Genomic DNA, 19,515 nt, shown 5'->3' with positions numbered 1-19,515 from the left:
CGCCCGGGCGGGGGCGGGACGTACTACGAGTGTGGTTCCGGATGCGCCAACATCCGGACCACCGAGCCCGAGTCGTCCCGCCGGAACCGACAGAACCGCTGCGTCAACAGTCACCCAGGGCTCTCCCATGCTAACCGCGTGGGAGAGGCCACCCCCGGCGAGACGGCTCCCGACACAAGGAGCCTCACCGTGCCTTCCAGCACCCGTGCGCAGGAGACGGCGATCGACGCCGTCGACCTGCGCAAGACCTACCCGGGCCGCCGCGGCCGCCCGCCCGTGCACGCGCTCGACGGCCTGTCGTTCGCCGTGCCGACGGGCACCGTGTTCGCGCTGCTCGGCCCCAACGGGGCGGGCAAGTCGACGACCGCCAAGATCCTCACGACGCTCAGCCGCGCCGACTCCGGCACGGCGACCGTCGCCGGGATCGACGTCGCACGCCACCCCGAGCGCGTGCGGCGTGCGATCGGGTACGTCGCGCAGAAGCCCGTGACCGACCCGATGGACAGCGGTCGCGAGAACCTCGTCCTCGCGGGCCGGCTCCAGGGCCTCGGCGCGCGGGACGCCCGTGCCCGTGCGACCGAGCTCCTCGATCGGTTCTCCCTCACGGCCGCGGCCGACCGCCTCGTGAAGACGTACAGCGGCGGCATGGCGCGCAAGCTCGACGTCGCGATGGGGATCGTGCACCGGCCGCGGGTCCTGTTCCTCGACGAGCCGACGACCGGGCTCGACCCCGAGGCGCGCGCCGAGATGTGGGCCGAGATCGAGCGCATGACCGCGCGCGAGAGCATGACGATCCTCCTCACCACGCACTACCTCGAGGAGGCCGACCGCCTCGCCGCGAACCTCGCGATCGTCGACCACGGCCGCGTCGCGGTCGCGGGGACGCCCGACGCGCTGAAGGACGAGCTGCGCGGCGACGGGATCGTCGTCGAGCTCGCGGCAGGTGCTGCCGTGGCCGACGGCGCCGCCGCCCTCACGGCGCGCGTCGCCGCCGCGGTGGGCACGTGCGCGGGCGTCCGCGACGTGCACGTCGAGGGCCGGACCCTGCGCGCCCGCGCCGACTCGGGCGCCGTCGCGCTGCCCGCCGTCCTCGCCGCGCTCGACGCCGCGGGGCTCCCCGTCGCGTCCGCGACGCTCGCGCGCCCGAGCCTCGACGACGTGTACCTGCGGCACACGGGCCGCACGTTCACGGCGGCCCAGTCCTCCGCGGACGTGGTGCGCGGGGAGCATGCGGGTGCGACCGCAGAGGAGGTGGCGGCATGACCGCCGTCGTGCACACCGGGCTGCTCACCGCCCGGGCGCTGCGCCAGGGCGCGCGCATCCCCGTGTTCATGGTCATGAACCTCGTGCAGCCCATGATCTGGCTGCTGCTGTTCGGCCAGCTCTTCCGGTCCGTCGTGGAGATCCCCGGGTTCTCCACGGGCGGGACGTACCTCGAGTTCATCACGCCCGGCGTCGTCATGATGACGGCGATGTTCGGTGCCGCGTGGGCCGGCACGTCGTACGTGCAGGACATGGACCGCGGCGTCATGGACCGCTTCCTCACGTCACCGGCGTCGCGCGGCGCGCTCATGGCGTCGACGATGATCTACCAGGCCGTCATCGCGGTCGGGCAGGCGCTCGTCGTCCTCGCGGTCGCGTGGCTGTGCGGGGCGCGGTTCGGCGGCACGCCCGGCGAGACGACGCTCGGCGTCCTGGCCCTGCTGCTCGCGGTCGTGCTCCTCACGGCGCTGTTCTCGGCGCTGAGCAACGCGACGGCCCTGCTCACCGGCCAGCAGGAGGCGCTCATCGGCATCTCGCAGCTCATCACGCTGCCCCTCATGTTTCTGTCGTCGGCCGTGATGGACACGCGACTGTCCGCGGGCTGGGTGGCCGACGTCGCGCGCTACAACCCGTTCGACTGGGCGGTCGTCGCCGGGCGCGAGGCGCTCGCCGCGTCGCCCGACTGGGGCGTGGTGTGGGGGCGGCTGGGGCTGCTCGCGCTCGCGGCGGTCGTCATGGGCTGGCTCGCGACCCAGGCGTTCCGCACGCGCCAACGCTCGGCCTGACGATGCACGACGGCGGTCGCCCCGCCCGGGGTCAGTGGTCCCGGGTGAGGGCGAACGCCGTCGTGCCGACGAGGGCGAGGCCCACGCCCCACCAGACGAGCCCGACGCCCGCGGCCGCGAGGCCGGCCGCGACGAACAGCGTGATCTGCGCGTCCAGGCGCCAGGGCTGCGGGAGGCGGTGGGCCGCGGTCGGTGCGAACCAGCGGCCCCACACGACCACGACGAGGGCGGGCAGGGCGAGGGCCAGCACCACCGAGAGCGCGACGCCACCCGGCCCGGACGCGCCGCCGAGGCGCCAGCCCGCGACCGCGACCAGCGCGAGGAGAGCGAGCTCGCAGAGGAACGCGACGACGTCGGCGGCGCCGACGCGCGGGCGACGGTGGCCGAGGGGCGGTGGGCTCATCGCTCCTCGACGTCGTCCTCGAGCTGGGACACGTCCGAGAACGCGGTCTGGCGGTGGCGCACCGCACGGTTGTACAGCCACGTGACGAACGAGAGCAAGACCCCGAGCCCCACGAGCGCGCCTGCGATGACGTACTGCTCCTGCTGCTCGGCGCTGCGCGCCCATGGTCCCGCGAGGTACGCGCACGTGAGCGCCCCGAGGACCGCGAGCCACGTGCGGGTGCGGAAGTGCTCGTGGTCGACCCGGTCGCGGCGCAGCACGAGGAGCGCGATGTTGACGATGGTGAACACCACGAGCAGGAGCAGCGACGTCGTGCCGCCGAGCAGCGCGATCGCGTTGGTGCCGGCCTCGGTCCCCGACTGCCGCACGACGTACACGATGAGCGCGAACGCGATGGCCGTCGTGACGAGGATCGACACCCACGGCGTGCGCCGGAACGGGTGCACCTGGCCGAACGCGCGCGGCAGCACGCCCTGGTTGGCCATGCCGTAGAGCAGCCGGGAGGCCATGAGCATGTTGATGAGCGCCGAGTTCGCGACGGCGAACATGCCGATGAACGGGAAGATCGTGTCGAACGGCAGGTTCGGCGCCCCCGCCGCCACGACCTGCGTGAGCGCCGATCCCTTCGAGTCGTCCACGAGGTCGCCGACGGGGACGAGCGCGACGGCGGTGATCGCGACGAGCACGTAGATCGCGCCCGTGATCGACAGCCCGGTGAGCATCATGCGCGGAAAGTCGCGCACGGGGTTCTTGCACTCCTCGGCCATGTTCACCGAGTCCTCGAACCCGACCATCGCGAAGAACGCGAGCGTCGTCGCGGCCGTCACGGCGAGGAAGACGCTCTTGTCGTCCGCGCTCTCGAACACGACGACGCGCGAGAAGTCGGCCCGGCCCTGCGACGTCGCCCACAGCCCCACGAAGATCACGAGCAGCAGGCCGGACAGCTCGACGAGCGACAGCACGACGTTCGCCCGGACGCTCTCGCCCACGCCCCGCAGGTTCACCAGCGCGACCAGGGCCATGAAGCCGAGCGCGATGAGGAGCCTGCCGTCGCCGCCCGTCGGGAGCTCGAGGCCGAACCCGTCCGAGACGAACCCCGCGAACGCGTTGGACGCCGTCGACGCCGACGTGATGCCCGAGCTCATGACCATGAACGCGACCACGAACGTCAGCAGGTGGATGCCGAACGCCTTGTGCGTGTAGAGCGCGGCGCCCGCCGCGCTCGGGTACTTGGTGACGAGCTCGAGGTAGGAGAACGCGGTGATCGTCGCGACCACGAACGCGAGCAGGAACGGCAGCCACGCCGCCCCGCCGACCTCGCCCGCGACCTGGCCCGTGAGCGCGTACACGCCCGTGCCGAGGATGTCCCCGACGATGAACAGGAGCAGCAGCTTGGGCCCCATCACGCGCTTGAGCTCCGGCTGCTGCCGTTCCTCCGTGCGACCCGCGGTCTGGCTCATGAGAGGCTCCCTCGCGTCTTGGACGTCCCCAGATTTCCATGGAACCCCCGGTCGCGGGGTCCTGTCAGCGCGAACGGGTGCGTGTCGCCCCCGGGCTGCCGAACCCGGGCTTGTCGTCTCCAGGCTCGCCGAGCCGGGGGCTGTCTCCGGCTTCGGCCGCGTGGTGTGCGAGAACCCCGGGACCGGCGGGTGCCGGGCGCTGCGCGAGCCGGGCGGGGGAGCCTCGGCGCAGGGCGCCCGTCGTGGTCGCGACGCCCAGCAGGAGGACGACGCCGCCGGCCAGCTCGGCCGCGTTCGGCACCTCGTCGAGCACGACCCACGCGGCGACCATCCCGACGGGCGGCACGAGCATCGTGAACGGCACCACCGCCGACGCCGGGTACCGCGCGAGCAGCGTGTTCCAGATCCCGTAGCCCACGAGGCTCGCGAGCCACGCGGTGTACAGGGTCGACAGGACCGGCGCGAGCGTGAGGTGGGTGAGCGCGTGCCCGACGGCGTCCGGCCCGTCGAGCGCGAGGGACAGCCCGAGCATCGGCACCGGCACGACGAGCGCCGACCACACCGTCATCGACAACCCGTCCAGCCCGGGCCGCGAGGTAGAACCCTGGTCGCGCGAGGTAGAACCGTGGTCTCGCGAGGTAGAACCGCCGTCGCGGCGACCGGCCCGGCGCGCGACGACGTTGCCCACCGCCCACGACGCCGCGGCGGCGAGGGTCACGACGAACGCGAGCGCCGGCGTCGACGCGCTGCGTCCCACGCCCACGACGACGAGCCCGGCGGCACCGACGAGCACGCCGACGAGCTGCGAGCGCGTCGGGACCTCGCGCAGCGCCGCGGCGGCGAACAGCACCGTGAGCCCGACCTGCGCCTGGAGCACGAGGGACGCGAGCCCGGCGGGCATGCCGAGCGCGAGCGCGGTGTACAGGAGGCCGAACTGGCCGAGGCTCATGAACGTGCCCACGAGCAGCACGTCCCGCCAGCGTGCCCGGGGCCGCGGCACGAGGAAGATCGCGGGGACGAGCACGACGAGGAAGCGCAGGGCGACGAACAGCGTCGGCGGCATGTCGCCGAGTCCGAGGTCGATGACGACGAAGTTCACGCCCCAGACGACGGCGACGAGGACGGCGAGCAGGGACGAGCGCAGGGGCATGGCATCGAGGGTGCGCCCTCGGCATCGTGTACGTCCAGCGCACGGAGGTGCACATTTCTCGGTAGCACTGCTTCCCGATAGCCTGCGCGCATGATCGACCTCGCCGCCGTGGACGCGCTGCTCGCCGTCGAGCGCACCGGGACCGTGCACGCCGCGGCGCGCGACCTCGGCTACACCCCGTCCGCCGTCTCGCAGCAGGTCAAGCGCCTGGAGCGCGACCTCGGCGCGCGCCTGCTCGACCGCGAGGGCCGCGGCGTCGTGCTCACCGCCGCGGGGCGACGCGTGGTCGAGGAGGGTCGCGTGCTGCGCGAGCAGGTCGAGTCGCTGCGCGCCCGCCTGCACGACGCCGGCGCCCGACCCACCGGGACCGTGCGGCTCGGGTCGTTCTCGACGGCGGTGCGCGGCGTCGTCGCACCCCTCGTCGCGCGGGTGCGCGAGGACGTCCCGGACCTGCGGCTCGTCGTCGAGGAGACCGAGCCGTGGGACGCGGTCGCGGCTGTCGCGGCGGGGACGCTGGACCTCGCGCTCGTCCACCACTGGGAGGGCGTCGGCCTCGCGCTGCCCCCGAGCCTGCGCGCCGAGGAGCTCTTCCGCGACGAGGCCGACGTGCTCGTGCACGCGTCGAGCCCGCTCGCGGGCCGGCCCGCGCTAACACCGTCCGACCTGCTCGACGAGACGTGGGTCTGCACGCCCGACGGCACCATCTGCTACGAGTGGTTCTGCCACATGTTCGCGCGCGAGCCGCGCGTCCCGCGCATCGACTTCCGGTGCCTCGAGTTCGCGTCGCAGGTCGAGGTCGTGGCCCAGGGCCTTGCCGTCGCGCTCGTGCCGCGGCTCGGACGCGGCCCCCTGCCCGCCGACGTCGTCGCGGTCCCGGTCCGCGAGCCCGTCCCCACGCGTCCGGTGACCGTCGTGTGGCGCGCGACCATGACCGACGCCCCAGCGGTCCGCTACCTGCGCGAGCGGCTGCGCTCCGGAGGAACCCCGGGCGGGCGTCGGCCGTTGGGCATCGCGAGCGCACCCGCCACCGCACCGTCCGACGAAGGGGCACGATGACCGAGCACGAGCCGACCCGGAAGCTCCCGGACCCGCGCACCGTGGCGATCACGGGCGCGATGACCGTCGCCTGGTACGCGGTGCCCGACGTCGTGCGGCCCCGCTGGGCCCGCGCGCTCGCCAAGACGGCGGTCGGGACCGCGGGCGTCGTGCTCATGCTGACCTCGACGGCCGAGGGGATCGAGGCGCGCGACGGCGTCCGCGCCCTCCGGGACGCGGCCCGGGGCGCGGATCCGGCCGGCACCGACCCCGCCGACGCACCGGCCGACGACGGCGCCGAGGCGGCCCGCGAGGACAACACGTACGTCGCCGAGCACGACGAGGCGACGCCCGTCCCGCCCGCGGTGGCCGCGGCGGGAGCAGTCGCCGGTGTCGCGCTCGCGACGACGCTCGTCGTGGCGGGGGAGAAGTGGGTCTACGGCCGCGGCGAGCGGCTGCGCGCCCGGGGCGTTCGCCTGCCTCACACGCGCGTCGGGCTCGCGCTCGGCGCGCTCGCCGTGGCGCTCGCGGCCGCGGAGCCGCTGCTGTGGAACGCTGAGGACCGCTGAGGCAACGACCCGGGGACGGTACGCCCCCGGTGGTCGCGCACCGTGCGGCCTCGCGGACCGGGAGGGGCCGACGATGATCGGGTTCGGGCTGGCGCTCGCGGGGGTCGCCGCGGCGATCCACGTGTACATCTTCGTCATGGAGTCGCTGACGTGGACGAGCGCGCGCACGCGCGCGACGTTCGGCACCTCGCGCGAGGAGGCTGAGGCGACCAAGGAGCTCGCCTTCAACCAGGGCTTCTACAACCTGTTCCTCGCGGTGCTCGTCGTGCTCGGCATCGTCCTGTACGCGACGGACCGGCAGGACGTGGGCCTCACGCTCGTCGTCGCGGGCGCCGGGTCGATGGTCGCGGCCGGGCTCGTGCTGATCCTCTCGTCGCCGTCGAAGGCGCGCGCGGCTCTGGTGCAGCTCGTCCCGCCGCTGCTCGGCGTCGTCGGGATCGTCGTCGGCCTCGTCGTCTGACGCCGCACCCGCGGACGCCGCCCGCCGGGACGGCCCCGCGCGTCGCCCGGAGCCGTGGGTGGACGGGGGAGCGGACCGGAGGGCGGACGGGACCACGACGTCCGGTGACCCGCCGGTAGACTGGGCCCCGCGCCGTCGTGCGCTCCCCGCATCAGCGCCCACCCGAGGGAAACGATGACCGCCCCCGCACCCCAGGCTTCCGCACGCCCCGCGCTCGACACCGTCGAGCACGCCGCCGCCACCCCCGACGAGGACCAGCCGTACGCCGAGCTCGGCCTCAAGCCGGACGAGTACCAGCGCATCCGCGACATCCTGGGGCGTCGCCCCACGGCCGCGGAGCTCGCGATGTACTCCGTCATGTGGTCCGAGCACTGCTCGTACAAGTCGTCCAAGGTCCACCTGTCGAAGTTCGGCGCGGCGACCACCGACGAGATGAAGAAGCACCTGCTCGTCGGCATCGGCGAGAACGCGGGCGTCGTCGACATCGGTGACGGCTGGGCCGTGACGTTCAAGGTCGAGTCGCACAACCACCCGTCGTTCGTCGAGCCCTACCAGGGCGCCGCGACCGGCGTCGGCGGCATCGTGCGCGACATCATCTCGATGGGCGCGCGCCCCGTCGCCGTCATGGACCAGCTCCGCTTCGGCGCGGTCGACCACCCGGACACGGCGCGCGTCGTGCACGGCGTCGTGAGCGGCGTCGGCGGCTACGGCAACAGCCTGGGCCTGCCGAACATCGGCGGCGAGCTCGTGTTCGACGCCTCGTACCAGGGCAACCCGCTCGTCAACGCGCTGTGCCTCGGCGTGCTGCGCCACGAGGACATCCACCTCGCCAACGCGTCGGGCGTGGGCAACAAGGTCGTGCTGTTCGGCGCCCGCACGGGCGGCGACGGCATCGGCGGCGCCTCGATCCTCGCCTCGGAGACGTTCGAGGACGGCGTGCCCGCCAAGCGCCCGAGCGTCCAGGTGGGCGACCCCTTCATGGAGAAGGTCCTCATCGAGTGCTGCCTCGAGCTCTACGCGGCGAAGGTCGTCGAGGGCATCCAGGACCTCGGCGCCGCCGGCATCTCCTGCGCGACGTCGGAGCTCGCCTCCAACGGCGACGGCGGCATGCACGTGTGGCTCGACGACGTCCTGCTGCGCGACCCCACGCTCAACGCGGGCGAGATCCTCATGTCGGAGTCGCAGGAGCGCATGATGGCGGTCGTCGCGCCGGACAAGCTCGACGAGTTCCTCGCGATCACGAGCAAGTGGGACGTCGAGACCGCCGTCATCGGTGAGGTCAACGACTCCGGCCGCCTCACGATCGACCACCACGGCGAGCGCATCGTCGACGTCGACCCCCGGACGGTCGCGCACGAGGGTCCGGTCTACCACCGCCCGTACGCGCGCCCCTCGTGGCAGGACGGGCTCAACGCCCGCACCGTCGAGGCCGACGCCCTCGCCCGCCCGGAGAGCGGCGACGACCTGCGCGCGACGGCCCTGCGCCTCCTCGCGTCGCCCAACCTCGCGTCGAAGGAGTGGGTGACCAACCAGTACGACCGGTTCGTCCAGGGCAACACCGCGCTCGCGCAGCCCGACGACTCCGGCGTGGTCCGCGTCGACGAGAGCACGGGCCTCGGGGTCGCGCTCGCGACGGACGCGAACGGCCGCTACGGCAAGCTCGACCCGCGCACGGGCGCACGCCTCGCGCTCGCCGAGGCGTACCGGAACGTCGCGACGACGGGTGCCCGCCCGCTCGCCGTGACCGACTGCCTCAACTTCGGCTCGCCCGAGGACCCGGACTCGATGTGGCAGCTCGTCGAGGCGATCGAGGGCCTCGCGGACGCGTGCCGCGAGCTCGGCGTCCCCGTCACGGGCGGCAACGTCTCGCTCTACAACGGGACCGGCGAGCCGGGCCAGATCGACTCGTCCATCCACCCGACCCCGGTCGTGGGCGTGCTCGGCGTGCTCGACGACGTCGCGCACGCGACCCCGTCGGGCTGGCGCGAGACGGGCGAGAGCATCTACCTCATCGGCACCACGCGCCCCGAGCTCGACGGCTCCGCGTGGGCCGAGGTCGAGCACGGGCACCTCGGCGGCCTCCCGCCGCAGGTCGACCTCGCGGCGGAGAAGGCGCTCGCCGGCGTGCTCGTCAACGCGAGCCGCGACGACCTCGTGTCGGCCGCGCACGACCTGTCCGAGGGCGGCCTCGCCCAGGCGCTCCTCGAGGCGTCGCTGCGCTTCGGCGTCGGCGCCACGGTGTCGCTCGAGGCGCTCACCGAGCGTGACGGCGTCAGCCCGTTCGAGGCGCTGTTCTCCGAGTCGACGGCGCGTGCGCTCGTCGCGGTCCCCCGCGGCGAGGAGTCCAAGCTCGTCGACGCGTGCGTCGCGCGCGGCGTCCCCGTCCTGAAGATCGGCGAGACGGGCACCGAGCCCGGCGCCGCCGCCGAGTCGGGCGAGGCGCTCGAGGTCACGGGCCTGTTCACCGTCCCGCTCAGCGAGGCGGACGCGGCCTACCGCGGCACGCTCCCGGCCATCTTCGGCTGACACCGCTCCACCGACGCCCCGGTCACCGCACAGGAGACCGGGGCGTCGTCGTCCGTGGACCCTGCCGAGCACGACCCTGCCCGCTGTCGAGAACGACAGGGGTGCCGTCATCGGGCGGAGAACGACCCTCATGTCGTGGTCGGCGGACCGGGGCGCCATGCTGCGTGGGTTTCGTGGAGGTCGGCGGTCGGGGTGGTGCGGCGGGTCGTGGCGCCGGGCCCGACGCTGCGAGAGTCCGAGCATGACCTCGGCGACCACGAGCCTTCCGCCCGCGCACGTCACCGCCCGACGACGCCCGGGCGGCCCGGTCCTCACCGTCCTGCTGGCCACGGGGACCGTGGCGGTCGCGCTGCTCACGCTCGTGCGCGCGGTCCCGTACGACGCCGTGACGCCGTTCGCGCAGGTCGTCGGGTTCACACCGTTCGTCGCGGCGGGGGCCGTCGTCGGCCTGGTGGTCACGCTCGTCGCGCGCCGGTGGGTCCTCGCGGCGCTGCTCGCGGTGTGCGTCGCCGCGCAGGCGGTGTGGCTCGTGCCGGCGTTCGTGCCCGGCCCGACGCCGCCCGACGACGCGGCGTCGCTGCGCGTGATGGGCGCCAACGCCTGGCTCGGGTCGGCGGACGCCGACGCGCTCGTCGACCTCGTGCGCGCGCAGGACGTCCAGGTGCTCGCGGTGCTGGAGCTGACCACAGACCTGCGTGAGCGCCTCGTCGCGGCGGGCATCGAGGACGTGCTCCCCTACAGCGCCGACGCCAAGGTCGGGTCCGGGGCGCTCGGGAGCGGGCTGTGGAGCGCGCTGCCGCTCGACGACGTCGACCTCGAGCCGTTCTCCAACGACGCGATGCCCTCCGCGACCGTCGAGGTCGACGGCGTACCGGTGCGGGTCACCGCCGTGCACCCGATCCCGCCGATCCCGGAGTACGTGCGCGTCTGGGGCGAGGAGACGGCCGCGCTCGCCGAGCGCGCGACCGCCGACCCGCTCCCGCAGGTGCTCGTCGGCGACTTCAACGCGACGCACGACCACGCGACGTTCCGGCGGCTGCTGGGCGACCGGTTCCACGACGCGTCGCGCGCCGCGGGAAGCGGTCTGGACCTGTCGTGGTCGCCGCGCCCGGGCACCGTCCCGCCGGTCCTGAACCTCGACCACGTGGTGACGGACCGGGAGAACGTCGTGACCGACGTCGACTCCCTGCACGTGCCCGGCAGCGACCACCGCGCGATCGTCGCGACCGTCCACGTGCCCCGCCCCTGACGCCGAACCCGGGGTTGCTCCCCGGTTCGGTGCCGAACCCGGGAGCAACCCCGGATTCGGCACCGGGCGGAGTCAGCCTCGCGCGGGTTCCGGCGACTCCTCGGGGGCCTCGTGGTGCGGGTGGCGGCGCTCCAGGGCGGCGCCCTCGACGTCGACGTCGGGCAGGATGCGGTCGAGCCAGCGGGGGAGCCACCACGCCTTGTCGCCCACGAGGTGCATGAGCGCCGGGACGAGCAGCATGCGGACGACGAACGCGTCGACCAGCACGCCGAACGCGAGCGCGAACCCGATGGGCCGGATCATCGCGCTGTGCGAGAAGACGAACCCGCCGAAGACGGAGATCATGATGATCGCCGCCGCGGTCACGACGGCCCGGCCCGCGCGCACGCCCTGGACGATCGCGACGCGCGACGGCGCGCCGTGCGCGTACGCCTCGCGCATCCCTGAGCCGAGGAAGAGCTGGTAGTCCATCGCGAGGCCGAACAGGATGCCGACGAGGATCGTGGGCAGGAAGTTGAGGATCGGGCCCGGCGTCTCGACGCCGAACACCCCCGACAGCCAGCCCCACTGGTAGATCGCGACGACCCCGCCGAGCGCGGCGAAGTACGACAGGATGAAGCCGAGCGTCGCGACGACCGGAACGAAGATCGACCGGAACACCAGCACGAGGATGACGAGCGACAGCCCCACGACGACCGCGAGGTAGATCGGCAGCGCCTGCGCGAGCTTGTCGGAGATGTCGATGTTGCCGCTGGCCGAGCCGGCGACGCCCAGCGTCACGTCCCCGTCGAGGGGCTCGAGCGCCCGCAGGTCGTGCACGAGCTCCTCGGTGGACTCGCTCGTGGGGCCCTCGGCGGGGATCACCTGGAACGCGGCGATCGTGCGGTCGTCCGACGTGCCGATCGGGGCGACCGCCACGACGTCGTCGAGCGCGAAGAGCTCCTCGGCCACACGCACCTGGTACTCCAGCGCCTCGGCCTCGGTGGGCTCGCCAGGGAGGTCCGCCACGACGAGCAGAGGGCCGTTCGTGCCCTCGCCGAACCGCTCGGCGATCGTCGAGTAGGCGCGGTACTGCGTGGAGTCGTGCGCCTCCGACGACCCGTCGGGCAGGTTGGTCCGCAGGTCGAGCGCGGGGAGGGCGATCACCCCGAGCGCCACGACGGCGAGGATCGCCGTGCCCACCGCGCGCAGCGTGGACATGGGGCGGACGGGCTTCGCCCCGTCCGGGGCGGTCGTGCCCGACGCCGCGGTGTCGGCGGTGGTGCCCGGCTCACCCGGGGCCTCGGTCCCGGCGAGCGCGGCGCGCTCGCGACGGCTGAGGATGCGCGTCCCGATCATGCTCAGCAGGGCGGGCGTGAGGGTGACGGCGATGAGCACGGCGATCGCGACGCACAGCGCGCCGACGGTCCCCATGAGGCCGAGGAACGGGATGCCGGTGACGTTGAGCGCGAGGAGCGCGATGAGCACCGTGGCGCCCGCGAACACGACGGCGTTGCCCGACGTGCCGTTCGCGAGCGCGATCGACTCCTGCACGTCGTCGCCCTGCTTGAGCTGGCGGCGGTGCCGGTTGACGATGAACAGCGAGTAGTCGATCCCGACCGCGAGCCCGAGCATGAGGCCGAGCACGGGGGTCACCGACGACATCTCGACGACGCCGGAGAGCGACATCGCGGCGAGCGCGCCGATCCCGACGCCGATGAGCGCGGTGAGGATCGGCAGCCCGGCGCCGACGAGCGTGCCGAGCATGACGACGAGCACGATCGCCGCGACGACGAGGCCGATCGCCTCGCCGACGCCGAAGACCTGGGGGACGCCCTGCGTGATGTCGGACGAGAAGTCCGTCTGGACGCCCTCGACCGGGTCGTCGGTGAAGACCGCGACGAGGTCGTCCTTGGTCTGCTGCTCGATGCTCATGTTGGGCTCGGTGAACGAGACGCTCGCGACGGCGGCGCTCCCGTCCTCGGACACCATGCGGATCTCCGACGCCATCTCGAGCAGCGGCGCGGAGAGCTCGAGCTGCGCGGACTGCTCCTCGAGCGTCGTGCTCTGGTCCTCCAGGGCGGTGACCTGCTTGTCGAGCTCTGCGGCCTGGGCGTCGAGCTCGGCACGTCCGGCGTCGAGCTCCGCCTGCTGGGCGTCGAGCTGCGGGGCGGCCTGCTCGAGCGCGCCCGCGGCCTCCGCCTGCGCGCGCGCCGCGTCGAGCTGGGTCTGGCCCTCGTCGAGCTGTGCGCGCGCGGCGTCGAGCTGCTCCTGGCCCGCGGCGAGCTGGGTGCGCCCGTCCTCGATCTGCGCGCGCCCGGCCTCGATCTGGGTCCGGCCGTCCTCGACCTGCTGACGCTGGTCCGCGAGCTCGGTCTGGGTGGCGAACGGGTCGACGGCCGCCTCGACGCCGTCGACCTCCTCGGCGGCGGCCAGGCGGTCGGAGATGGCCGCCTCCTGCTCGGGCGTGAACGCGGAGCCGTCCTCCGTGGCGAACACGACGGTGCCGGTCCCGCCCGAGGCCTCCGGGAGCGCCGTCTGCAGGCGCTCGGTGACCTCGGCGGTCGGGGTGCCGGGGATGGAGAAGCTGCTCGCGAGCGTGCCGCCGAACGCGACGAAGGCCGCCCCGGCCAGCACGAGCACCGCGAGCCATGCGGCGAGGACGGTCCGCGCCCGGCGCGCGCACGCGCGTCCGAGGCGGTAGAGGAGTTCAGCCATGGGGATCCTTCGGGTGGGAGTCCGGGATGGTCCGGGAGGCGGTCCGGGTGGTCGTCCGGGGACGGTCGGGGAGGGTGAAGGGAGGCGTCAGGCTGGGCTCGCCCAGCCCGCGCGCACGCGGTCGACGAGGCGGTCGAGGAGGTCGGCCCACACGCGGCGCGAGGCGTCGTCGTCGGCCGCGCCGGTCGCGGCCCACCAGCGCCGCTGGATCACCAGGACCCCGGCCATGAGCGCGCCGACGAGCATCTCGATCTCGAGCGGGTCGACGTCGGGGTGCCGCCGCGCGGTCTCGGCGACCAGGCGCTCGGCGAGGTGGGTGAACGTGCGCACGACCATCGTCGTGACGCGCGGGGTGGGCTCGGTCGCGGTGCCGCCGAGGGCGCGCGTGAGGTAGGCCATGGGGCCGACGAGGTCCGTGCCGCGGAGCGCGGCGGTGACGTCGTCGAGCGGGGTCGTGCGGTCGGTCCCGGGGTCGGCCGCGCTCGCCCCGAGCGCGTCGACCACCGTGCCCAGCACGTCCTCGCACACCTCGACGACGACGTCGTCCAGGGACGCGAAGTGGTTGAAGATCGTGCGCCGCGCGACGTCGGCGCGTGCCGCGAGCTCGTCGACGGTGAACCGGGCGCCGCCGTTCTCCTCCATGAGTGCCGCCGCCGCGTCGACGATCGCGCGGCGGTGCCGCGCGCGCAGGGCGGTGCGGCGATCGGTCGCGGGGCCGGGCACCGGGCCTGCCGGGGCACCGGCCGCGGGGTCGGTCACGGGCGCGCCCGACGGCTCGGTCGCGGAGGGTAGAGGCACCTCCTGACACTAGGTGCATCGTTGCACTGAGTGCAAACAGCAGCTCGGGACGGCGCAAAGTCGACCGAGCAAGTCCGGTATGTGGGAAAGATCTCCTCGGGCGGGGCGACGACGCGGAGCCCGGCGACGGGCACGGAGTCCCGACGCCGTCGCCGGCCGTCGAGGTCGTCACGCGGCTCTGGGACGTGTGGGAGGGCGACGCGGAGATCCGCGACGTCGCGTCGGGCCGGTCCGTGGACCGCGAGAAGCTCCACCACGTCGACCACGAGGGCATCCGGGACGCCGAGCGGCGACGACGGTGCGGGCCCGGAGCGCGTCGCCCCGGGCCCACGCGTCGTCAGGCCTCGCGGTTCTCCGAGGAGAGGAACCAGGCCTGCTTCTCCAGGTCGGCGATGATCTCGTGCAGGATGTCGGCGCTCGTCGGGTCTTCCGCGTCGACGCCGTCGTGCACCTCGCGCACGACCTCGACCGTCTGGGCGAGGCGCTCGACGATCGCGTCGACCGTGTCGCCGACGGACACGAGTCCCGCCGGGTACGGCGAGAGGTCGGTCGTCGTCGCGACGGTCTCGGTGCGGCCGTCGGGCACGACCTGCAGCGCGCGCATGCGCTCGGCGACGGTGTCGCTGTGCTCGCGCGCGGCGTCCACGACGTCGTCGAGCTGGAGGTGCAGGTCGCGGAACCCGCGGCCCGTGACGTTCCAGTGGGCCTGCTTGCCCTGGACGTGCAGGTCGACGAGCGCGACGAGCACCCGCTGGAGGTGGGCGCGGAGCGCCTCCGACGCCTCGAAGCGGGCGGTGGCGCGGTGGATGGTGGGTGCGGACATGGTGCTCCTCGCTCTCTCGGGGGTCTCCCGGAACGTGCGGCGGTCACCCGGCTTCCGTCGGTGCCGTCCTCGTGACTCGTTCTCTTGAACGATTCCAGACTAGGCACGATTCCCCGGTCCCGCCAGCAAGGACAGGCGTGCCTGACCTGCGGCGACACCTCGACGCGGTACCCCCGCGGCAGGGCGCGTCACGTGCTCTCGCCCGGTGGGAGGACCCGCCTCGCCCCTTGCCGGACGGCGCCCGGAGTGTGCGCTGGCGTCATGACCGACGACCTCGCCCCTGCCGCCACGCACCTCCTCCCGCAGCGCACGCTCGGTTCCGGGGACGCCGCGCTCACCGTCTCTGCCGTCGGGTTCGGCGGCATGTCGGTCACCGACGCGTACGGTCCCGCGGACGCCGCCGAGGCGGAGGCCGTGCTGCGGCGCGCGCTCGAGCTCGGCGTGACGCTGATCGACACTGCCGACGTCTACGGGCACGGCCGCAACGAGGAGCTCATCGGCCGGGTGCTCGGCGCCCACCGCGACGAGATCGTGCTCGCGTCGAAGTTCGGCCTTCCGCCCGCGGGCGGGCACCCGGACGGGCGCCGGGTCGACGGACGCCCCGCGTACGTGCGTTCCGCGGTCGACGCGAGCCTGCGGCGCCTGGGCACGGACCGTCTCGACCTGTACTACCTGCACCGCGTGGACCCGCAGGTGCCGATCGAAGACACGGTCGGGGCGCTCTCCGAGCTCGTCGCGGCCGGCAAGGTCCGGGGGATCGGGCTCTCGGAGCCCTCCGCGGCGACGGTGCGTCGCGCCCATGCCGTCCACCCGGTGACGGCCGTGCAGAGCGAGTACTCGTTGTGGACGCGGGACCCGGAGGACGAGGTGCTGCCCACGCTGCGCGAGCTCGAAGTCGGGTTCGTGCCCTTCTCGCCCCTCGGCCGCGGCATCCTCACCGGCACCGTCGACGCGACCGACGGCTTCGCGGCCGACGACGTCCGCCGGTCCCACGCCCGGTACGCCGGCGAGGCGTTCGAGCACAACCGCGGCCTGGTCCGCTCGCTCGAGCAGCTCGCCGCGGAGCGCGGCGTCACGACGGCGCAGCTCGCGCTCGCGTGGCTCCTCGCCCAGGGCGACGACATCGTGCCGATCCCCGGCACCAAGCGCCTCGGCTACCTCGAGCAGAACGTGGCGGCCGCCTCGATCGAGCTCACCGCGGACGACGTCGCAGCCATCGGGGCGACCATCCCGCGCGAGGCCGTGCAGGGGGTGCGGCACCCGCAGGCGGACCTGCTCGCGGGCTGAACCCTCGTCAGCCCGGCAGGGTCGCGGCGCCCGGCCCCGTCGGTACGCCGTCGATCGGGCGCCGGCGCGCCCGGACGCCGACGAGCGCCAGGACGAGCTGGGCGACCCAGAGCAGCAGGACCGCGGGGCCGACGACGGCGCTCGCGGCCTCCGCGGCGTCGTACCCCGGGGGCACGGGGAGGTAGGCCGGCACCGGCTGGGTGTACGTCAGGAGGAACCCGACGGGGATCGCCGCGACCCACAGGGCCACGGTCGCGACGGCGTAGGGGAGGGGGACGTCGTCGGCGGCGCGCATGCGTCCGACCCATGTGCCGAGCACGGGGGCGAGGGCGAACAGGCCGGCGACCGGGATCGCCGCGACGACGAACCCGGCCATGAGCAGCCCGCCGCCCGCCGCGACGGCCCCGATCACGAGGCACAGCGGGACGACCAGGGCTGCCCAGAGCTGGCCGTGGAACGCGGTGGTCCGCAGTCGTCGTGCCGTCACCATGCGCGGGGCCCCCTCGTCGTGGTGCGCGTCGTCGTGCGCCGTCACCGTCCGTCGGCATCGTACGGCGGCGCCGGTCGCGCACGGGATGGGGCGAGCGCCCCATGGCCTGGGGCGTGACGCGGACCTAGACTGGAGAGGTCCTGTGGGTCTCCCCGCGCAGAAGTCGGCTCCGATGTCGTGGCTGCTCATGATCTGGTGCGCGACGGCGTGCACGGCCGCCGCCGCGTGGTGGGTGCTGCGCGCCGGCCGGCCCCCGAGCCACCGGACCGGCAGCCGGCCCGCCCTCCTGCGGCGTCGCCCGCCGGCCCCCGACCCACTCGCGACGCTCGCGCTCCAGGTGCGGCTGAGCGAGCTCGCGGCGGAGATGCGACGCATCGAGGCCGACCCGGTCGTCTACGCCCGCGCCCACCACTACCTCGCGGTCCAGGGCGCCTATGACGCCCTGCTGCGGGAGGCGTGCCGGCTCACGGGGCTCTCGGTCGAGGACGCGCCGCTGCGGGCCGGGTTCCGCACGGGCGACGACGAGCGGTTCCGCGAGGAGCTCGAGCTGAGCGCGCGCGGCTGGAGCTGGTGACCGGTCCACCCGTGGTGCCCGTCGCGTGAGGTCGACGAGGGGCGACAGCGCGCCCGCCGCCTCGTCGCGCTGCGGGCCCGCGTCCTGGTGGTCGGCGAGGAAGCGCACCGTGAGCGTCCGCGCGGCGGAGACCCCGCGCCACGACGACGACGTCGACGCGAGCGAAAACGCGAGCAGCGGGGGCGCGGCCCAGACGGAGATGACCGACGTCGCGGTGAACCCGACGAGAGGGCCGTCGTGCTCGCGCGTGCACCTCGCCGACGAGCGCGGCGTCCGCCGCGGGGTGCGGGCCGGCCGCGTGCGGCCTGGTCGTCTCCCGGAGCACCCCGCCGTGACAGGGGTCGTGTCGTCCGGGACGGCGACGAGGAGGTGCCCGCGACCGGACACGCCTCGGCGACGGCCACGGGGCGCCGGTGCGCAGGGAGTGAGACGGCGCTACGGGAACTTCTGGCACAGGCGTACCGTCAGCAGGAGTTCCGCCCGCGTCACACGAGGAGTGCCCATGGACAGCCGACTGCAGTCCGTCTACGACGAGGTCCTGCGTCGCAACCCCGGCGAGGCCGAGTTCCACCAGGCCGTGCGCGAGGTCTTCGACTCGCTCGGCCCCGTGCTGCGCAAGCACCCGCGCTACGTCGAGGCCGCCGTCCTCGAGCGCGTGTGCGAGCCCGAGCGCCAGATCATCTTCCGGGTCCCGTGGGTGGACGACGCGGGCCGCGTGCAGATCAACCGTGGCTTCCGCGTCGAGTTCAACTCCGCGCTCGGCCCGTACAAGGGCGGCCTGCGGTTCCACCCGTCGGTCTACCTGGGCATCGTGAAGTTCCTCGGCTTCGAGCAGATCTTCAAGAACTCGCTCACGGGCATGCCCATCGGCGGTGGCAAGGGCGGCTCCGACTTCGACCCGCGCGGGCGGTCCGACGGCGAGGTCATGCGGTTCTGCCAGTCCTTCATGACGGAGCTCTACCGGCACATCGGCGAGAACACCGACGTCCCCGCGGGCGACATCGGCGTGGGCGGCCGCGAGATCGGGTACCTCTTCGGGCAGTACAAGCGCATCACCAACCGGTACGAGTCCGGCGTCCTCACGGGCAAGGGCATCTCGTGGGGCGGATCGCTCGTGCGCACGGAGGCCACGGGCTACGGCACGGTGCTCTTCGCGCAGAACATGCTGGAGACGCGCGGGCAGGAGCTCGACGGGCGCCGCGTCGTCGTCTCGGGCTCGGGCAACGTCGCGACCTACGCGACGGCCAAGGCACAGCAGCTCGGCGCGAACGTCGTCGCCTTCTCCGACTCGTCGGGCTACGTCGTCGACGAGGCGGGCGTGGACCTCGACCTGCTGCGCCAGATCAAGGAAGTCGAGCGCGGCCGCGTCGCCGACTACGCGGCCCGCCGGCCCGGGGCCCGCGTCGTCACCGACGGGTCCATCTGGGACGTGCCGTGCGACGTCGCGCTGCCGTGCGCGACGCAGAACGAGCTCGACGAGAGCGCGGCCAAGCAGCTCGTGGCGAACGGCGTCGTCGCGGTCGCCGAGGGCGCCAACATGCCGACGACACCCTCCGCCGTCGCGCTCCTCCAGGAGGCGGGCGTGCTGTTCGCGCCCGGCAAGGCCGCGAACGCCGGTGGCGTCGCGACCTCCGCGCTCGAGATGCAGCAGAACGCGTCGCGCGACGCGTGGTCGTTCGAGTACACCGAGGACCGGCTCGCGCAGATCATGTCCGGCATCCACGACCGGTGCGTCGAGACGGCCGACGAGTACGGCACGCCCGGGAACTACGTGCTCGGCGCCAACATCGCGGGCTTCACCAAGGTCGCCGACGCGATCCTCGCGCTCGGCGTCATCTGACCGTCGTCTACCCTGGCCGGCGGGGGGGGGGGGGGGGGCGCGCGGGGGCCGGGGGGCGCGGGGGGGCGCGGGCGGGGGGGGCGAGGTGGTTGGGGTGTGGTAATAT

The 19,515-nt window shown here is 73.9% G+C and carries 17 protein-coding genes and 1 pseudogene; 10 read left to right on the top strand and 8 right to left on the bottom strand.

The genetic code is table 11. From position 1 onward, the window contains the following. Window positions 1–189 precede the first annotated feature (189 nt). Both ACFWH7_RS00735 and ACFWH7_RS00730 read left to right on the top strand, forming a co-directional pair. Entirely contained in the window at window positions 190–1,263 is a 1,074-nt protein-coding gene (locus tag ACFWH7_RS00735) for an ABC transporter ATP-binding protein (RefSeq protein ID WP_378214556.1), read from the top strand. Further along, a complete protein-coding gene (locus tag ACFWH7_RS00730; RefSeq protein WP_378214555.1) occupies window positions 1,260–2,048 on the top strand; it encodes an ABC transporter permease in 789 nt (262 codons plus the stop codon). Before ACFWH7_RS00735 ends, ACFWH7_RS00730 begins: the two co-directional genes overlap by 4 nt. Before the next feature lie 31 nt (window positions 2,049–2,079). Here the strand turns inward: ACFWH7_RS00730 and ACFWH7_RS00725 are convergent, their stop codons facing one another. The 3 genes from ACFWH7_RS00725 to ACFWH7_RS00715 form a co-directional block, all read right to left on the bottom strand. Next, entirely contained in the window at window positions 2,080–2,451 is a 372-nt protein-coding gene (locus ACFWH7_RS00725; RefSeq protein ID WP_378214554.1) for a YrdB family protein, read from the bottom strand. Continuing rightward, entirely contained in the window at window positions 2,448–3,911 is a 1,464-nt protein-coding gene (locus tag ACFWH7_RS00720) for an APC family permease (RefSeq protein ID WP_378214553.1), read from the bottom strand. Before ACFWH7_RS00720 ends, ACFWH7_RS00725 begins: the two co-directional genes overlap by 4 nt. A gap of 64 nt (window positions 3,912–3,975) precedes the next feature. Then, window positions 3,976–5,061, bottom strand: a complete 1,086-nt coding sequence (locus ACFWH7_RS00715; protein ID WP_378214552.1) for an EamA family transporter — start codon at window positions 5,059–5,061, stop codon at window positions 3,976–3,978. A 90-nt stretch (window positions 5,062–5,151) separates the two neighbouring features. Between ACFWH7_RS00715 and ACFWH7_RS00710 the strand changes: the two genes are divergently transcribed. From ACFWH7_RS00710 to ACFWH7_RS00690, 5 genes are all read left to right on the top strand, one after another. Further along, on the top strand, window positions 5,152–6,117 hold the full coding sequence (locus ACFWH7_RS00710; protein ID WP_378214551.1) for a LysR family transcriptional regulator: 966 nt from the start codon (window positions 5,152–5,154) through the stop codon (window positions 6,115–6,117). After that, window positions 6,114–6,665 (top strand): hypothetical protein, encoded by a 552-nt coding sequence (locus tag ACFWH7_RS00705; protein WP_378214550.1) that lies wholly within the window; start codon window positions 6,114–6,116, stop codon window positions 6,663–6,665. Before ACFWH7_RS00710 ends, ACFWH7_RS00705 begins: the two co-directional genes overlap by 4 nt. Window positions 6,666–6,738: 73 nt before the next feature. Beyond that, window positions 6,739–7,125 (top strand): DUF1304 domain-containing protein, encoded by a 387-nt coding sequence (locus tag ACFWH7_RS00700; protein ID WP_378214549.1) that lies wholly within the window; start codon window positions 6,739–6,741, stop codon window positions 7,123–7,125. Window positions 7,126–7,299: 174 nt separating this feature from the next. Then, entirely contained in the window at window positions 7,300–9,651 is a 2,352-nt protein-coding gene (gene purL, locus ACFWH7_RS00695; RefSeq protein WP_378214548.1) for a phosphoribosylformylglycinamidine synthase subunit PurL, read from the top strand. 241 nt (window positions 9,652–9,892) lie between these two features. After that, window positions 9,893–10,900, top strand: a complete 1,008-nt coding sequence (locus tag ACFWH7_RS00690; RefSeq protein WP_378214547.1) for an endonuclease/exonuclease/phosphatase family protein — start codon at window positions 9,893–9,895, stop codon at window positions 10,898–10,900. A 72-nt stretch (window positions 10,901–10,972) separates the two neighbouring features. On the opposite strand, the gene ACFWH7_RS00685 is transcribed toward ACFWH7_RS00690, so the two are convergent. From ACFWH7_RS00685 to ACFWH7_RS00675, 3 genes are all read right to left on the bottom strand, one after another. Continuing rightward, the gene (locus tag ACFWH7_RS00685) at window positions 10,973–13,597 is read right to left on the bottom strand and encodes an MMPL family transporter (RefSeq protein ID WP_378214546.1); all 2,625 of its coding nucleotides are present in this window, start codon (window positions 13,595–13,597) and stop codon (window positions 10,973–10,975) included. An 87-nt stretch (window positions 13,598–13,684) separates the two neighbouring features. After that, window positions 13,685–14,395: a TetR/AcrR family transcriptional regulator gene (locus ACFWH7_RS00680; RefSeq protein WP_378214545.1), complete on the bottom strand. Its 711-nt coding sequence runs from the start codon at window positions 14,393–14,395 to the stop codon at window positions 13,685–13,687. Window positions 14,396–14,732: 337 nt separating this feature from the next. Next, window positions 14,733–15,218: a Dps family protein gene (locus ACFWH7_RS00675; protein WP_277511940.1), complete on the bottom strand. Its 486-nt coding sequence runs from the start codon at window positions 15,216–15,218 to the stop codon at window positions 14,733–14,735. A gap of 261 nt (window positions 15,219–15,479) precedes the next feature. Here ACFWH7_RS00675 and ACFWH7_RS00670 point away from each other — a divergent pair, with 261 nt between their 5' ends. Further along, a complete protein-coding gene (locus ACFWH7_RS00670) occupies window positions 15,480–16,505 on the top strand; it encodes an aldo/keto reductase (RefSeq protein ID WP_378214544.1) in 1,026 nt (341 codons plus the stop codon). Window positions 16,506–16,512: 7 nt separating this feature from the next. Here ACFWH7_RS00670 and ACFWH7_RS00665 read toward each other — a convergent pair whose 3' ends face one another. Then, entirely contained in the window at window positions 16,513–17,040 is a 528-nt protein-coding gene (locus tag ACFWH7_RS00665; RefSeq protein ID WP_378214543.1) for a hypothetical protein, read from the bottom strand. Between the two features lie 97 nt (window positions 17,041–17,137). Here ACFWH7_RS00665 and ACFWH7_RS00660 point away from each other — a divergent pair, with 97 nt between their 5' ends. Then, complete coding sequence (locus ACFWH7_RS00660) at window positions 17,138–17,569, top strand: hypothetical protein (protein WP_378214542.1); 432 nt, start codon at window positions 17,138–17,140, stop codon at window positions 17,567–17,569. A gap of 93 nt (window positions 17,570–17,662) precedes the next feature. Here the strand turns inward: ACFWH7_RS00660 and ACFWH7_RS00655 are convergent. Then, window positions 17,663–17,956: pseudogene (locus ACFWH7_RS00655) on the bottom strand (flavin reductase family protein); the annotation flags it as partial. A 115-nt stretch (window positions 17,957–18,071) separates the two neighbouring features. On the opposite strand from ACFWH7_RS00655, the gene gdhA reads away from it, so the two are divergent. Beyond that, window positions 18,072–19,409: an NADP-specific glutamate dehydrogenase gene (gene gdhA, locus ACFWH7_RS00650; protein WP_378214541.1), complete on the top strand. Its 1,338-nt coding sequence runs from the start codon at window positions 18,072–18,074 to the stop codon at window positions 19,407–19,409. Window positions 19,410–19,515: the final 106 nt, after the last annotated feature.

Source organism: Cellulosimicrobium cellulans, assembly GCF_042723955.1.
GTDB classification, from domain to species: Bacteria; Actinomycetota; Actinomycetes; order Actinomycetales; family Cellulomonadaceae; genus Cellulosimicrobium; species Cellulosimicrobium cellulans_H.
This window is presented reverse-complemented; position numbering and strand designations above follow the sequence as displayed.

Bases quoted from the DNA above. Each gene is read 5' to 3' on its own strand.
- ACFWH7_RS00730 (WP_378214555.1), top strand. From the start codon at position 1,260: ATGACCGCCGTCGTGCACACCGGGCTGCTCACCGCCCGGGCGCTGCGC.
- ACFWH7_RS00725 (WP_378214554.1), bottom strand. From the start codon at position 2,451: ATGAGCCCACCGCCCCTCGGCCACCGTCGCCCGCGCGTCGGCGCCGCC.
- ACFWH7_RS00720 (WP_378214553.1), bottom strand. From the start codon at position 3,911: ATGAGCCAGACCGCGGGTCGCACGGAGGAACGGCAGCAGCCGGAGCTC.
- ACFWH7_RS00715 (WP_378214552.1), bottom strand. From the start codon at position 5,061: ATGCCCCTGCGCTCGTCCCTGCTCGCCGTCCTCGTCGCCGTCGTCTGG.
- ACFWH7_RS00710 (WP_378214551.1), top strand. From the start codon at position 5,152: ATGATCGACCTCGCCGCCGTGGACGCGCTGCTCGCCGTCGAGCGCACC.
- ACFWH7_RS00705 (WP_378214550.1), top strand. From the start codon at position 6,114: ATGACCGAGCACGAGCCGACCCGGAAGCTCCCGGACCCGCGCACCGTG.
- ACFWH7_RS00700 (WP_378214549.1), top strand. From the start codon at position 6,739: ATGATCGGGTTCGGGCTGGCGCTCGCGGGGGTCGCCGCGGCGATCCAC.
- purL (WP_378214548.1), top strand. From the start codon at position 7,300: ATGACCGCCCCCGCACCCCAGGCTTCCGCACGCCCCGCGCTCGACACC.
- ACFWH7_RS00690 (WP_378214547.1), top strand. From the start codon at position 9,893: ATGACCTCGGCGACCACGAGCCTTCCGCCCGCGCACGTCACCGCCCGA.
- ACFWH7_RS00685 (WP_378214546.1), bottom strand. From the start codon at position 13,597: ATGGCTGAACTCCTCTACCGCCTCGGACGCGCGTGCGCGCGCCGGGCG.
- ACFWH7_RS00675 (WP_277511940.1), bottom strand. From the start codon at position 15,218: ATGTCCGCACCCACCATCCACCGCGCCACCGCCCGCTTCGAGGCGTCG.
- ACFWH7_RS00670 (WP_378214544.1), top strand. From the start codon at position 15,480: ATGACCGACGACCTCGCCCCTGCCGCCACGCACCTCCTCCCGCAGCGC.
- gdhA (WP_378214541.1), top strand. From the start codon at position 18,072: ATGGACAGCCGACTGCAGTCCGTCTACGACGAGGTCCTGCGTCGCAAC.